Source organism: Clostridium sp. D5, assembly GCF_000190355.1.
Classification (GTDB): Bacteria; Bacillota; Clostridia; order Lachnospirales; family Lachnospiraceae; genus Faecalicatena; species Faecalicatena fissicatena_A.
Map to the genome: position 1 here is coordinate 264653 of NZ_GL870814.1, position 14308 is coordinate 278960.

A 14308-nucleotide genomic window follows, 5' to 3' on the forward strand; every position below is an offset into this window, starting at 1 on the left:
TAAACAGCAGCGCCAGCTGCCAATTCTTAATTCTTAATGCCGGGGGCAAAAAAAATCACTATATTTTAAAATTTGTGTTATAATATGGACGGGCATAGAAATGGTAAAATTTAACTGCCAGTTCTATGTACTAAAATACATATAAAAGAAAAGAGATGAACAAAAGTAAAGGAGCAGGAAATGAAGGTAAACTTTAAATTGATCGGAGATGAAGTCTGGTCTGGACATATGCATTGGAAACTGGATTCCTTTGAAAGTGAATCGTTAATTTACGATTTAATGACAGGAATGATTGTAGATGAATATAAGAGGCTGCTTAAGAATGGGGAAGACAGAATTTTTCAAAATGAGTGTGCTGATGGAACACGCTGTGAGTTTCTTATTGATGAGAACGAAAGAATCATCGAGAAACTTTGTAAAGACCTGCATGTTAAAAAAGATGTCGGTATAATGTCAGTGTTTATGGAGTCTTTCTATCGTCTGCTGCGTCTTGCCACTATAACAAGCTACCATACAGCTTTGAATAATATAAGCCAGAGCAAGACGGATAAGTACCTGGAAAAATGCAGGGTATACAGCTATGAAATGCTGACTGCCGGCAATAGAATCCGAAAAGAGCTTAAAAACAGCAATTCCAAGAATATTGATGTCATTTTGAAAAATATGCAGGAAATTTTATCTGTTTTTATGGAGAAAGCAGCAAAATACGGGCAACATTTTAAAGCTTATAAGAGATCGGCTGTATAAGCTTACAAAAGATAAATAAAAAAAAGGACATCCGCGTCAGTAAAAGCAATCTTTTTTGACGCGGATGTCCTTTTCATAATTTTCAGAGTCAAGGCGAGTGTTATATGCACGAAAAACCTGTCCGCCGGAAAGCATGTTATGATAAGATATACTCAAAGGAGGTACGAAAGATATGCGCGTTTTAATCATAGAAGATGAAGCCGGGCTGGCGGATGTAATTAAAGCTGAGTTTGAAGATGAGAATTATGAAGCAGATATATCGGGTGACGGAGAGGACGGATATTATCAGGGACTGACGGACATTTATGACGTAGTGGTTCTGGATGGCATGCTGCCGTCTATGGACGGATATGATGTCCTGAGAAAATGGCGTGCGGAAGGAATAGAAACCCCGGTTATTATGCTGACAGCGAGGTCTGAACTTTCTGATAAATTAAAAGGGCTGGATACCGGTGCAGATGATTATCTGACAAAACCCTTTGAGATGGAAGAGCTTCTGGCACGGGCAAGGGTAATCACAAGACGCCAGGGAAAAATGGAAACCGAACGGCCTGGGTTTGGGGATATTTCACTGGATCTTCGCACCTGTATTTTGTATAACCAGGACTCGGGCGCCGAAGTTCAGCTGGGGAAAAAAGAGTTTCAGATTCTGGAGTATCTGATAAAGAACAGCAGTCAGATTGTCACAAGAGAACAGATTGTACAGAAGCTTTGGGGATATGACTGTAATGCAGAGTACAATAACGTAGAAGTGTACATTTCATTTACCAGAAGAAAGATGAAATTTATTGAATGCCAGGCCCGTATCAAGGCGGTCAGAGGAATCGGGTACAGATTGGAGATGGCAGATGGTTAAAAAACTGAAGAAGCGAATTATGTTTACATTGACTGGAATCCTGACTTTGATTATGTTTGGCATACAGTTGTTCCAGTACCTGAGCAATTATTATTACTATGCTGAGTACCAGAAAGCCGTTATGGAAGATCTTGCTGACGGGATTACCTATGCCGGCACTGCTGAACCCGATCCCTCTTATATGACCGATGAGATCACTTACTGGTATCTTCCCGTCTGGGTATTTGAAATTGAAAATGGGGATGTGCTGAACCTGACACAGAAAAATGCGCACACTACATATACCGACGAAGAGGCAGAAGGAAAAGCGGAAGAAATCCTGGCGCTTGATAAAAGAGATGGGATCTACAGAAATATGTGGTATCTGCATAAGGATAATATCCTGGTCATGATTGACGATAAAGAAACCCTGAACTACTATAAAAATCAGGCCATGTTTTTCTTAATCAGCGGGATTGCAGGCTTTCTCATAATTCTGGGTTGTTCACTGCTGCTTACAAAATGGCTGGTGAAACCGGCAGAACAGGCATTTCTGCAGCAGAACCAGTTTATTTCTGATGCAAGCCATGAACTGAAAACCCCACTGGCAGTCGTAGGGGCTAATGCCCAGCGCCTGCGGGGAGAAATCGGGGCCAATAAGTGGCTTGATTATATTCTGGAAGAAAATAATCGGATGGGGAAACTTCTGAAGGAACTTCTGACGCTTGCCAAAATAGAAGGAAGTTCAGGAAAAGACACGATCCAGACCGTAAATATAAGCAGAGTTGTCACAGGAGCTCTTCTTCCTTATGAGAGCATTGCATTTGAAAAAGGCGTTAAATTGTGGATGGATATTCAGGATGGCCTGTCTGTTATGGGGGAAGAAGAACATTTAAAACAGGCTGTAATTATCCTGACTGACAATGCATTCAGTCATGTTTCGGAACACGGGGAGATAAAAGTAAAACTCCGCAGGAAAGGAAAGAAAACAGAGATATCCGTATCCAATACCGGGGATGCAATACCTGCGGAGGAACAAACGAAAATATTCCAGCGCTTTTACCGGGTTGATAAAGGCCGAAGCCGGGCAGAAAACCGATATGGACTTGGACTTGCCATTGCATCAGGCATCACCAAACGGCACAATGGAAAGATAGAAGTGGAGTGTGAAGGCGGATGGACCACATTTACAATTTCTCTGTCAGGGAAAAAAACATACGCCAGCAGCACCCTTTAATTCATATCCTGCCATATTTAAAATTTTAAAACAATTTCAATATTCTTTCAATAAAACTGTTTTATGATAGCTTCATGAAGAAGAATCAAAGTGAATGGAGGATATTGAATATATGAACATCAGGAAGATAACACTGAAAAATAAAAAGAAATGGATTGCAGGAGGATGTGCTGCAGGACTTCTTGTGCTTGCGGCTGTAGGCTGGAATGTCTTTGCAAAAGGAAAGGGAGATGGAGATGTCCCTTCTTTGATCTCCGCGCAGGTATCCAAATCAAATCTGAGTAAAAGCATCCAGGGCACGGGCGTTCTGACTCCGGAAAACAGTGTAAACATCAATGTTCCAACGGGTATCAGGATCACAGAGGTCAGAGCAAAGCTGGGGGATGTTGTAAAAGCCGGTGATGTACTGGCACTGACAGACGGCAATACTGTCGCCGCAGAACTGCTGGCAGCCAGAGAGAAACTGGCCGAGACCGACAAAAAATTCAAACAGGCTGACAGCAAAAAAGCCGCTTATTACACTCTTGCAAAAGAAAAGCAGAATCTGGAAGAGAAAATCAGTATTCTGGGAAAAATAGCTGAAACCAACAGTATCGTGGCATCTGCAGATGGTACCGTAACAGCGGTAAACGGTCAGGCCGGAGAAGTAAATAAAACAGAACCCAAGGAAAACGGAGGCAATAATAAGCCGAAAAACAACCCTCAAAATAATCCGTCAGACGGAAACAGCAACGCCAATCTGCAGAACATGAATCTAAACACTTCGGATTCTGCATTCATCCGGCTCAATGACGCAGAAAAAAACAACACGCAGCCTAACGAGCCTGTCCCGATTGAATTTCCGGATCTAAAGCTGAATATCCCCGTAACAGGGCAGCCGCAGATTAGAGAAATTCAAGAAACAGAAAGTTATACCGGGAAAATCGAATGGAACAAACCGGCAGATGTATTTGCAGGCGGGACGGTATACGCAGCAAGGATTACTTTAGCCGCAAAGCCCGGATATTGTTTCGCACCAGAAACGGCACCCAAGATCGAAGGTGCAGCGGTCTCCGATGTAAAATATCAAGGGGAAGAGTACATACAGGGGATTGAATTTACCGCAATTTATCCAGAAACCGAAGCAGAAGATCCGGAGGAAGAAGACAACTCAACGGGAGATAATATTCAGAAGCCTTCTGACCAGGATAAACCAGGGGATTCCGGAAATTCAGAGAACAATCCGCCAGGAGACGGTACGGAGAGCGGTGGGGGATCAGAGAGCGGCGCAGGTTCAGAAAGCGGGCAGACAGCAGGCGGCTGGGCAGGCAGTGCAGCTTCCGGCGGCACTGATTCCTCCTCCGGATCGGGGGACAATAAAGAGGTAAACACAGAGCTGGTATCTGTATTTTCCATATCCTCAGGAAATAAGATGAAAGTCAGCATTCAGGTGGATGAACTGGATATTCTGTCTGTATCAGTTGGACAAAAGGCTGATATCACGCTGAACGCCCTGCCTGGACAGGTGTTTGAAGGAAAGATCACACATATCAATAAAGTAGGGACAGCCAGCAATGGTGTAACGAAATACCCCGTAGAAATCACTGCCGATAAGAATGATAAAATGCTCTCCGGTATGAATGTTTCCGCCTCTGTAATTACAGAAGAGAAAAAGGACGTTTTAACAGTTCCCGGGGCGGCTATAACAGAAGAGGGCGGAAAATCCTATGTCTATACATCTGCTGATGAAAAGACCGGCAGTCTTGGCGGAAAAAAAGAAGTAACGACAGGACTGACAGACGGCACAGACATCGAAATTGTAAAAGGTGTGAAAGAGGGAGAGACCATCTTCTATCAGGCACCTTTGTCATCACCGTCCGAAGGAAACATGGATGAAACTGCCGTCACAGGCGAACAGGCCATAATGTAGGAGGCAGGACTATGATATCTCTAAAAAATGTATCTAAAATATATCATATGGGCGGCGAAGATGTTTATGCTTTAAGAGATGCGTCACTTAGCGTAAGAGACGGTGAGTTTGTCAGTATCATTGGTCCGTCAGGAAGCGGTAAATCTACGATGATGAATATCATCGGATGTCTGGATACCGCTGACGAGGGTGATTATCTGCTGGATGGGGAACATATCCATAACTATTCCCAGAAGGAACTGGCAAAAGTAAGAAACCGCAAAATCGGATTTGTTTTTCAGAATTTTAATCTCCTGTCAAAAATGACAGCATATGAGAATGTGGAACTTCCTTTAATCTATCAGAAGCTTCCCTCATCAGAGCGAAGTGAAAGAGTAAAGTGGGCACTTGATCAGGTAAAACTGTACGATCGGAAAGGACACCGCCCCACGGAACTTTCAGGAGGACAGCAGCAGAGGGTCGCAATCGCAAGAGCACTGGCATCCAGGCCATCTTTATTTCTTGCAGATGAGCCAACCGGAGCCCTGGATTCGAGGACCAGCACGGAGATTATGGGAATATTTCAGAACCTTTATGAACAGGGGAACACGATTATCATTATTACCCATGATGAAGCCGTTGCAGATCAGGCAGAACGTAAAGTAAGAATCCGCGATGGATATGTAAGTGAGGTGGCAGTATGATGATACAATCCTTTAAAATGGCATGCAGTGCTATTTTATCTAATAAAATGCGGTCTTTTCTGACCATGCTCGGAATCATTATCGGAGTGACATCGCTTGTAGTACTTGTATCTCTTGTAAACGGAGCAGTGGCATCTGTGAATGAGGACATCTCTTCTGCCGGAAACAGTAAAATGACGGTTACCATCAATAATAACAAGGGTAAACCTCTGACTCTGGATGAAGTTCTGGCGATGGGACAGGAAAGTGAGATCAAAGAAATTGCTCCAGTGGGGGAGGAAAGCGGCACGGCAAAGAGCGATAAAACCAGTGGCGATGTAAGCATAACCGGTACTACTCCCGGGTATTTTAAAATCCAGAAGCTCAATCTTGCAAGTGGAAGGATACTGAAAAAAGCAGATGTGGACAGCAGCAGCTATACCGCCGTTATTAATCACTATATGGCACAGCAGCTCTTCGGAACAGAGAACGTAACAGGCAGGACAGTAATAATAGCCGGAAGGCAGTACAAAATTGCAGGTGTTCTGCAGAAAAACAAAGATAACGGGTGGAATATGGACAGAATGGAGGCCTATGTTCCTTATTCAACCTTAATGCGGAGCTCAGAAACTGTAAAATATGTAAATAGCTTTGTAGTTCTGGCAGACAATGAGAAGGCCATGAAGGCCGTGGAAAGCAAAATTACAGATAAACTTCTGGAAAGATTTCAGAATGATACTAAGGCATTCCGTGTTGACAATGAAATGGAATTTCTAAAAATGATGGAATCCACTAACAGAACCATGGTAATGATGTTGGGAGGAATTGCTGGTATATCCCTGATAGTCGGAGGCATCGGGATTATGAATATCATGTTGGTTTCCGTGACGGAAAGAACGCGTGAAATTGGAATCCGCAAGGCAATTGGGGCGGATTACGCAAATATCATGGTACAGTTTCTCGTAGAGGCAGTTGTTATCAGCCTGATGGGATGCCTAATCGGTATTTTACTTTCCTGGGGGATTGTATCTGCAGTGGATCAGGTGATGAGCCGGTATCATTTTAAACTCTCCCCCAATGTGATCTGGCTGTCCGTTGCATTTTCTGCAACGATCGGAGTTGCCTTTGGCAGCTATCCGGCCAATAAAGCTGCAAAGAAAAAACCGATAGAGGCTTTACGCTTTTCTTAAATTATTTTCGGCAGTGCCCACTAAAAAGAAATCTCTATAAAGCAAGTTTCCGGTTTTATTGACAATAAGCAACTATCTGCTTACAATATATGCAGATAGCTGCTTATTTTACAGAGAGGAATGGAGTAATGGGAAAAGAAAATATAATAGACAGAGAAGATATGCTGGCATTAACCAGACGCATGACGCTGGCAAGAACATCCATGACAAGGATTGCCGGAAGTTATATGGATGCAGAAGGATACATAGACGGGACTTTTAATACTAATTTTTTAAAATTATCGTCTGTAGAAAAGGGGAAAAAACTTACCATTGCAAAAGAAATCCCTTTTTCCAGTACAAATGAAAAATTAAAAAGATACAAATTCCCTGAGGCTTCTACGAAACAGGGAAGCATGCGGCAGCTTCTGCTGGGGATCAAATCCTGCGGGCTTAAGAATGATGCATTGCTGGAAACATTCTATGAATTGATCGGTGAGTCCTATCACTCGGATCATGATTATGCAGTTTTTATATTTCATGACCGATATGATATTCCTGCAAAAGCGGCAGACCACGAAAGATTAGGGGAGTCCGAAGATATATTTGAATATATCATCTGTGCCATTTGTCCTTTGATAGAAGATTACGAGCCAGGAAAGCCGGAGTGCGGGTTTCTGTTTCCGGCCTATTCTGACAGATGCGCAGTATTGAACCACATTGATGTATTTCAGTCAGACCCCGGGCATCCCCACTCGGAAATTCTGGAAATATTGGGTTTATAACCCGTATAAGACGAAGCAGATGTGAATTTAAGTCTTGTAAATAATTTATTAATTTGATATACTCCATATTAATATCGGGTGAGCACCTACCGTATGTGAGGCTATTTTCTTACATGCGGTATTTTTTATCTTGAAGGACAGTCCGTTTATAAGATAAAAAGCCCTTCAGGCGTGAGTTTCACAAGCGAAACTCTATTTTTACTTTAGGAGTAATTACAAATGTACAATGAAAAAAATAAAACAGACAACATAGCACTTACACTAATAAAATTCTGCACACCACTTATTTTAAGCGGTATCTTACAACAGCTATATAATTGGGCAGATGCATTTATAGTTGGAAATATAGCAGGGGAAAATGCGCTGGCGGCAATTGGTTCGACCAGTACGGTCATTAATCTGTTTCTCACAGCAATTACAGGCTTTACACTTGGGCTTTCTATTTTATTTGCACAAAAATACGGTGCCGGAAAAACATCGCATATCGCAAAAATATTATCAGTATTCTCAGTTGTGGCCGGCAGCGCTTTTCTGATTGCCGCAGTAATAGGTATTATAGGTGCGTATCCATTACTTCATATGTTGAACACTACATCGGATACGATTCAAATGGCAAAGGAATATCTGCAGATCATCCTGATTGGAATACCGATTCTTGCTGTATATAACGTTTATGCTTCTGCGCTTCGAGGAATTGGAAACAGCCGTGCTCCTTTTGTGTCTGTATTGTGCTCGTCGGTTATTAATGTGATATTGGATATCATTTTTGTTGGTGCCCTGCATTGGGGCGTTGCAGGTGCGGCAATCGCAACTGTAATTTCCCAGGCCGTTATGACTATATTTATCATCTTATACAGCGTGAAGAAATACTCCTGCCTGTGTTTCTCTATGAAAAGATGGGCTCTGGATCTTTCTGTTCTGAAAGAGGGGCTTCATCTTGGAATACCGCCTATGATTCAGGCCTGTATTGGTTCATTAGGAGGCCTTATACTGCAAAATTTCATGAATGGATTCGGAACACAGACAGTTGCAGCAATTACCACGGCGTATCGTGTGGATACAATGATACTTCTGCCAATTATCAATCTTGGATCCGGAATATCTACAATCGTTGCACAGAATTATGGGGCAGGAAATAGAAAACAGCTTACAAAGATCGTATATGTTGGAACAGCTATGATGCTTTCTATATCTTTATTGCTGACGTGGCTGGTAGTGGAAACCGGCGGACATCTCATTGCCATGTTTGGAGTAAGCCCGGAGGCGACTGAGATTGGAAGAAATTTTTTCCGGAGAATTGCAGCTTTTTATGCTGTTTATGGTATTGCAATGTCTATCCGGGGGTACATAGAAGGGATCGGAGACGTACTGTTTTCAAGCATTGCCGGGATTATTTCTTTGATTTCGCGTATCCTCTTCTCATATGCTTTTGTCAGTCTGTGTGGAAATATGATTATTGCATATGCAGAAGCCGGATCCTGGGGAGTTCTGTTGACACTGTATCTGCTTCGGATCCTGTGGAAGAAACATAAAGTGAGAAAAAAGATGGATGAATTTGCCATCCGTTTCCCAAAGTGACGGATCTCTCACCGAAAAGTCACAGAGATGTAAGCAGATGGTTCTATTATATGGGTAGACTATGAAAAAGGAGGCTCACATAATGGAGTTTTTAAAAATTGAAGATTTATGCAAGGTCTACGGCAAAGGCGAAAATCAGGTGGCTGCACTTGACCATGTTTCACTTACATTCGAAAAGGGGGAGTTTACCGCAATCATTGGTTCTTCCGGCTCGGGTAAATCTACCTTGCTTCATATTATCGCGGGCGTTGATGTGCCCACAGGCGGCAATGTATATTTGGACGGACAGGATGTATATGCCCAGAACAATGAGAAACTGGCCATATTCCGCAGGCGGCAGGTGGGCTTGATTTATCAGTTCCATAACCTGATCCCCACGCTGAATGTGGTCGAAAATATTACGCTTCCGATTTTAATGGATAAAAGACGAGTCAATAAAAAACGGCTGAATGACCTGCTGGATCTACTTGGGCTTCAGGAGCGTAAAACCCATCTGCCAAACCAGCTTTCGGGAGGCCAGCAGCAGCGCGTTGCCATCGGACGCGCTCTGATGAACGCGCCGGCAGTCATGCTGGCCGATGAACCAACGGGCAGTCTGGACAGCCGTAATGGGCATGAGATCATCAAACTACTGAAAGAAAGTAATAAAAAATATGGACAGACTCTGCTTCTTGTCACTCATGACGAAAACATTGCCCTGCTGGCCGACCGTATTATTACGATCGCAGATGGGAAAGTGGTACGGGATGAGAGGCAGGTGGAGCGGTTATGAACATTTTCAATAAAGTTGCTTTCCAGAGCCTGAAAAAGAGCCGGACCCGAACGCTTGTAACAATCATAGGAGTTATTCTGTCAGCCGCAATGATTACGGCAGTCGCCACCTTTGGCATCTCTCTGCTGAACTACATGACAGAGGGGGCGGCCAGTAAATACGGCGGCTGGCAGGCGGCATTTCTGGATGTTGATTCTTCTTTTGCACAGGAACGAATGTCCGACAAGGAAGTGGCAGATTCTGCGGTCTTTGAAAATATCGGATATGCAGAACTTAGCGGCGTAAAAGATTCGAACAAGCCGTATCTTTTTATCGCCGGCTTTTATGAGGAGACATTCGACGCCCTGCCTGTAAACCTGCTTTCAGGAAGACTTCCTGAAAACAGTGGAGAAATTCTTGTTTCAGGAAAAATCCCGGCAAATGGCAACGCGTCCTATGCAGTGGGAGATACGCTTTCCCTTGCTGTGGGAACCCGCACGAATGGAACGGAAAAACTTGGTCAGACTGATCCGTACACAGACAATGAAGCTCTCTTACCGAAAGGGCAGAGAACCTACACAATCGTAGGTGTCTGCCAGACACCCTCCTTTGAGGAAGATAATGCTCCGGGTTACACCCTGATTACAAGAACCGATGCGTCAGACACGGCGGATGATCTTAGTATATTTATCACGCTGAAAAATCCACGCAGGGTCCATGCATACGTGAAGACTGCAGCAGATGGCCATGCCTATATCTTAAATCATAATGTGCTTCGATTCATGGGGCTATCGGATTCCCCATCCGATAAAATATTCAATGCACTGCTGTACTCAGTCGGCATCATTGTAATCGTCATCATCATGATAGGCTCAATTTTTCTGATATATAACTCCTTTAGCATTTCGCTGAACGAACGCATCCAGCAGATAGGGATCCTGGCCTCCGTGGGAGCTACGGCCAAGCAGCTGCGCAATTCCGTGCTCTTTGAGGGGCTTTGTATCGGTGCAGCCGGCATCCCCATAGGGATTCTGGTGGGTACTGGAAGTATTGGACTTGTGATTTCCGTCGTCTCTAAGAATTTCGGAAACATTCTCTATGCAGATGTGCCATTGACCATGCATGTATCTGCCCTGGCAATTGCCGGTGCAGCCGCTGTCAGTCTGCTTACGATTATAATCTCGGCCTACATTCCGGCCAGAAAGGCCGCCGCCATGCCGGTAATGGAATGTATCCGTCAGTCGAATGAAGTAAAAGTAGAATCTAAAGCCATGAAAACTTCAAAACTTGCACAACGCATATACGGCCTGGAGGGAGTACTTGCACTGAAGAATTTCAAAAGAAACAAGAAACGTTATCGCAGCATCGTACTGTCACTTGTTTTAAGTATTGTACTGTTCGTATCAACCAGTGCCTTTGTCGCGAGTTTGAAAAAAGCAGCGGAACAGGCAAAAATGGTTACCAGTTATGACATCGGCTTTGGCACGCAGGATATGGATGACAGTGAAATGCTTGAGCTTTACGACAGACTGAAGAATGTTGGGGGTGTTTATGAGAGCTCCTATCAGGTATTTATGGATTATTCATGTGCCGTCCCGGCAGACACACTTTCAGATGATTACTGGAAATCCGCGGAAGGACGTACCACAGAGCAAACGTTGAATCTGCCAATAGAAATCCAGTTTCTTGACGACAGCACCTATATGAACATCGTCCAGGAACTGGGATTGCCGGCTGAGGAATATGCCGTGCAGAGCGGGAAAATAATCGCCGTTGCAAAAATGCAGAGTGGCCAGGTGGATGAGGTCAGTCAGCTTCCTGATCTGTTCACCAAATCCTCACTGAATGTTTCCGTCACTCCCAAAACAGAGGGCGGAGAAAACATGGAGCAGGGACAAACCATAAATCTTACGTTTGTCTCAACCGTGCCGCCGGATACGCCTCCGATTAATGATACCTACGAATCGCAGCCTTATTTTTTCCAGATAATGGCTCCATGGTCAATGAAGGAGAGGCTTGTACCCCAAGACGGCTCTGCAGAGATCAGGGTCAAAGGCCTCACATTTCAGTCGGAGAATCCTTCGCAGTCGACAGCCGAGATGCAGGCCGTGATTCAGGGTAAAGGAATTACATCCTCGTATATCCTGCTGAATACATCCAAGTCATTTGAGGAAAGCCGTAATTATATCTTTATAGCCAACGTTTTCTCCTATACGTTTATCATTATGATCTCGCTGATTGCGGTTGCCAATGTGTTCAACACTATTTCCACGAATATCAAGCTGCGGCGGCAGGAACTTGCCATGCTTCGTTCCGTGGGGATGTCTGACCGGGATTTCAACAGAATGATGCGGTTCGAGTGTGCGTTCTATGGCTTGAGGGCATTGCTCATCGGTCTTCCCTTAGCGGTGGTTGCCTCCTGGCTGATTCATGAAGGAATCTTTATGGGGGATGTCGATTTTATTCTTCCATGGAGCAGCATTGGGATCAGTGTGTTCAGTGTGCTTCTTGTTATATTTGTTACGATGATGTATGCCGTAAGCAAACTCAAAAGAGAGAATATCATAGATGCTCTCCGGGATGACATGACTTAAAATACCATAGGCTCCGGTAATTAGAGTGAGAAATATGGGATAAAGTGAAAAATGAAATCATTCGTATTCTTTCGATTGACAATAATGAGGTACCTTATTATAATTAATAGGTACCTCATTATTTTATCTGTCTCAATATAATATTTTTAGAACAGCAGGAGCAGTAATATGAGTATAAAAGACGAAGAAATTGTTGAACTTTTTTTTGATGTAACCAAATTGAACCGCAGCGTTTCAGAAACCCGTTTTGGGAATATGAATCCATTTAAAGGGCAGTGCCGCTGCCTGTTTGTCCTGGAGGCGGTTGAGACAAGCAGCCAGAGGGAGCTGGCAGATATTCTCCACATACGTCCGGCCTCGGTGAGCGAGATTCTGCTGAAGCTGGAGCAAAAGGGGTTTGTCCGGCGTACTGCATCCGGGAAGGATAAACGGATCATCCTGGTTTCACTTACGGAAGCCGGAAAAGAGCAGGCAGTTAAAATACGGAAAGACAGGGCAAAAGCACATCGTGAGATGGTATCCGTTCTGTCACCGGAAGAAAAAGAAGCTTTTTACAGAGCACTTGAAAAAATAAAAGATTATTATATAACAGAAGAGGAACGAAATGATACAGAGCATGAATCTCACCGATAAAAAACGAACGTTGATATTTACAAGTATTGTAATCAGCTGTATTGCATCGTCCATGCTGGCAACCGCTTTGACGACTGCTTTGCCGGCAATCATCAGCGATCTGGATATCACCATCACTACAGGGCAGTGGCTTACAAGCGGCTATTCCCTGGCTATGGGAATTATGATGCCTTTAACAGCCTTTTTGATTACAAGATTCCCGACCAGGAACTTATATTTAACGGGCCTGCTCCTGTCTATTTTAGGAATGGCGCTCAACGTGTTTGCACCAACCTTTTCAATCATGATGATTGCAAGAGTTCTGCAGGCCTGCGGAAACGGTATTCTTACGGCTATGGCACAGGTTATCATTCTGACAATTTACCCGCTGGAGAAACGCGGGACAGCGATGGGGTGGTATGGTTTGTCGGTAAGTGCGGCCCCTGTCATAGCCCCTACTTTAGCAGGAATCGTTGTCGATAGCATCGGCTGGAAAGCGATATTTTATATTGCAATCGCCATAATGATGTTTTCTTTCATCTGGGCGCTCTGCGTATTTGACAACGTACTGGAGACGGCTAAGATGAAGTTTGATATTGCCTCATTTGTACTCAGCGTCCTTGCTTTTGGGGGAATTACATTAGGTGTGGGCAATATCGGCAGTTATCGTTTCGTGAGTCCGCAGATTCTGCCGGCCCTGACCGTTGGCTGTATCGGAGTTGGTTTATTTATATACAGACAGCTGCATCTTGAACAGCCGTTTCTGGAACTGCGTGTGCTGAAAAATAAAGATTACACAATGAGTGTACTGGGCAGCATGCTGCTTTACTTCGTTATGATGGGATCCACGGTAATTATGCCTTTATATATACAATCAGTTCTTGGAAAATCTGCTACAATTTCGGGTCTGGTTGTACTGCCCGGCTCGGTGGTCATGTCGATTATCAGCCCACTTGCGGGCAGAATCCTGGATAAGACAGGAATGAAGCAGCTTTTTATTGCGGGAGCTGTCTGTATGCTTGTCAGTAATTTAGGAATGTTCTTTATAAATATGAATACGCCGGTATGGACTGCGGCAGTATTAAATTCTCTGCGCAATCTGTCCATCGGATGTCTTATGATGCCTCTCGTAACCTGGGGCACAAGTAATAGAGTAGGGAAATAATGGCTAGCATTATTTCCCTCTCATTGAACCGTACGTACGGGTCTCGTATACGGCTCTACAACTTATATTCCAACTTATCTTAGATAATAATTTAAAGGATTGAGCAAACCAGCTCCGTCCTTTATTTTTGTTTCAAGCACCATTGGGCTAATGATAAAATTAACTACGTTCATTCCACTCTGTCTGTACCATCCAAGTCTTGAGTTTGCAACTTTATAGATTGATTCATGGTCGAATCCACATTCATATTTTCTATTCATATAG

The 14308-nt window shown here is 43.7% G+C and carries 12 protein-coding genes and 1 pseudogene; 12 read left to right on the forward strand and 1 reads right to left on the reverse strand.

The genetic code is table 11. From position 1 onward, the window contains the following. The first annotated feature begins 180 nt into the window (after positions 1–180). From HMPREF0240_RS14770 to HMPREF0240_RS14825, 12 genes are all read left to right on the forward strand, one after another. Positions 181–747: a hypothetical protein gene (locus HMPREF0240_RS14770; RefSeq protein ID WP_009004226.1), complete on the forward strand. Its 567-nt coding sequence runs from the start codon at positions 181–183 to the stop codon at positions 745–747. A gap of 172 nt (positions 748–919) precedes the next feature. Next, complete coding sequence (locus HMPREF0240_RS14775) at positions 920–1603, forward strand: response regulator transcription factor (RefSeq protein WP_009004227.1); 684 nt, start codon at positions 920–922, stop codon at positions 1601–1603. After that, positions 1596–2819, forward strand: a complete 1224-nt coding sequence (locus HMPREF0240_RS23520; RefSeq protein ID WP_009004228.1) for a HAMP domain-containing sensor histidine kinase — start codon at positions 1596–1598, stop codon at positions 2817–2819. The genes HMPREF0240_RS14775 and HMPREF0240_RS23520 overlap by 8 nt, the downstream gene beginning before the upstream one ends. 94 nt (positions 2820–2913) lie before the next feature. Continuing rightward, entirely contained in the window at positions 2914–4728 is a 1815-nt protein-coding gene (locus HMPREF0240_RS14785; protein WP_009004229.1) for an HlyD family efflux transporter periplasmic adaptor subunit, read from the forward strand. An 11-nt stretch (positions 4729–4739) separates the two neighbouring features. Continuing rightward, entirely contained in the window at positions 4740–5411 is a 672-nt protein-coding gene (locus HMPREF0240_RS14790; RefSeq protein ID WP_009004230.1) for an ABC transporter ATP-binding protein, read from the forward strand. Further along, the gene (locus tag HMPREF0240_RS14795) at positions 5408–6580 is read left to right on the forward strand and encodes an ABC transporter permease (RefSeq protein WP_009004231.1); all 1173 of its coding nucleotides are present in this window, start codon (positions 5408–5410) and stop codon (positions 6578–6580) included. Before HMPREF0240_RS14790 ends, HMPREF0240_RS14795 begins: the two co-directional genes overlap by 4 nt. 128 nt (positions 6581–6708) lie before the next feature. Next, positions 6709–7344 (forward strand): DUF4317 family protein, encoded by a 636-nt coding sequence (locus HMPREF0240_RS14800; protein WP_347462614.1) that lies wholly within the window; start codon positions 6709–6711, stop codon positions 7342–7344. Positions 7345–7563: 219 nt separating this feature from the next. After that, positions 7564–8922 carry an MATE family efflux transporter gene (locus HMPREF0240_RS14805; RefSeq protein ID WP_009004233.1) on the forward strand — a complete coding sequence of 453 codons (1359 nt, stop codon included), beginning with the start codon at positions 7564–7566 and terminating at the stop codon, positions 8920–8922. A gap of 82 nt (positions 8923–9004) precedes the next feature. Next, complete coding sequence (locus tag HMPREF0240_RS14810; RefSeq protein WP_035313585.1) at positions 9005–9694, forward strand: ABC transporter ATP-binding protein; 690 nt, start codon at positions 9005–9007, stop codon at positions 9692–9694. Further along, on the forward strand, positions 9691–12267 hold the full coding sequence (locus tag HMPREF0240_RS14815) for an ABC transporter permease (protein ID WP_009004235.1): 2577 nt from the start codon (positions 9691–9693) through the stop codon (positions 12265–12267). Before HMPREF0240_RS14810 ends, HMPREF0240_RS14815 begins: the two co-directional genes overlap by 4 nt. Before the next feature lie 168 nt (positions 12268–12435). After that, positions 12436–12900 (forward strand): MarR family transcriptional regulator, encoded by a 465-nt coding sequence (locus tag HMPREF0240_RS14820; protein WP_009004236.1) that lies wholly within the window; start codon positions 12436–12438, stop codon positions 12898–12900. Further along, positions 12872–14044, forward strand: coding sequence for a DHA2 family efflux MFS transporter permease subunit (locus HMPREF0240_RS14825; RefSeq protein ID WP_009004237.1), 1173 nt, complete (start codon positions 12872–12874; stop codon positions 14042–14044). The genes HMPREF0240_RS14820 and HMPREF0240_RS14825 overlap by 29 nt, the downstream gene beginning before the upstream one ends. A gap of 74 nt (positions 14045–14118) precedes the next feature. Here the strand turns inward: HMPREF0240_RS14825 and HMPREF0240_RS24845 are convergent. After that, a pseudogene (locus HMPREF0240_RS24845) lies at positions 14119–14308 on the reverse strand (group II intron reverse transcriptase/maturase); the annotation flags it as partial.

What these genes read in the sequence shown, in the direction of transcription:
- HMPREF0240_RS14770 (WP_009004226.1), top strand. Translation starts at nt 181, where the DNA reads ATGAAGGTAAACTTTAAATTGATCGGAGATGAAGTCTGGTCTGGACAT.
- HMPREF0240_RS14775 (WP_009004227.1), top strand. Translation starts at nt 920, where the DNA reads ATGCGCGTTTTAATCATAGAAGATGAAGCCGGGCTGGCGGATGTAATT.
- HMPREF0240_RS23520 (WP_009004228.1), top strand. Translation starts at nt 1,596, where the DNA reads ATGGTTAAAAAACTGAAGAAGCGAATTATGTTTACATTGACTGGAATC.
- HMPREF0240_RS14785 (WP_009004229.1), top strand. Translation starts at nt 2,914, where the DNA reads ATGGAGGATATTGAATATATGAACATCAGGAAGATAACACTGAAAAAT.
- HMPREF0240_RS14790 (WP_009004230.1), top strand. Translation starts at nt 4,740, where the DNA reads ATGATATCTCTAAAAAATGTATCTAAAATATATCATATGGGCGGCGAA.
- HMPREF0240_RS14795 (WP_009004231.1), top strand. Translation starts at nt 5,408, where the DNA reads ATGATGATACAATCCTTTAAAATGGCATGCAGTGCTATTTTATCTAAT.
- HMPREF0240_RS14800 (WP_347462614.1), top strand. Translation starts at nt 6,709, where the DNA reads ATGGGAAAAGAAAATATAATAGACAGAGAAGATATGCTGGCATTAACC.
- HMPREF0240_RS14805 (WP_009004233.1), top strand. Translation starts at nt 7,564, where the DNA reads ATGTACAATGAAAAAAATAAAACAGACAACATAGCACTTACACTAATA.
- HMPREF0240_RS14810 (WP_035313585.1), top strand. Translation starts at nt 9,005, where the DNA reads ATGGAGTTTTTAAAAATTGAAGATTTATGCAAGGTCTACGGCAAAGGC.
- HMPREF0240_RS14815 (WP_009004235.1), top strand. Translation starts at nt 9,691, where the DNA reads ATGAACATTTTCAATAAAGTTGCTTTCCAGAGCCTGAAAAAGAGCCGG.
- HMPREF0240_RS14820 (WP_009004236.1), top strand. Translation starts at nt 12,436, where the DNA reads ATGAGTATAAAAGACGAAGAAATTGTTGAACTTTTTTTTGATGTAACC.
- HMPREF0240_RS14825 (WP_009004237.1), top strand. Translation starts at nt 12,872, where the DNA reads ATGATACAGAGCATGAATCTCACCGATAAAAAACGAACGTTGATATTT.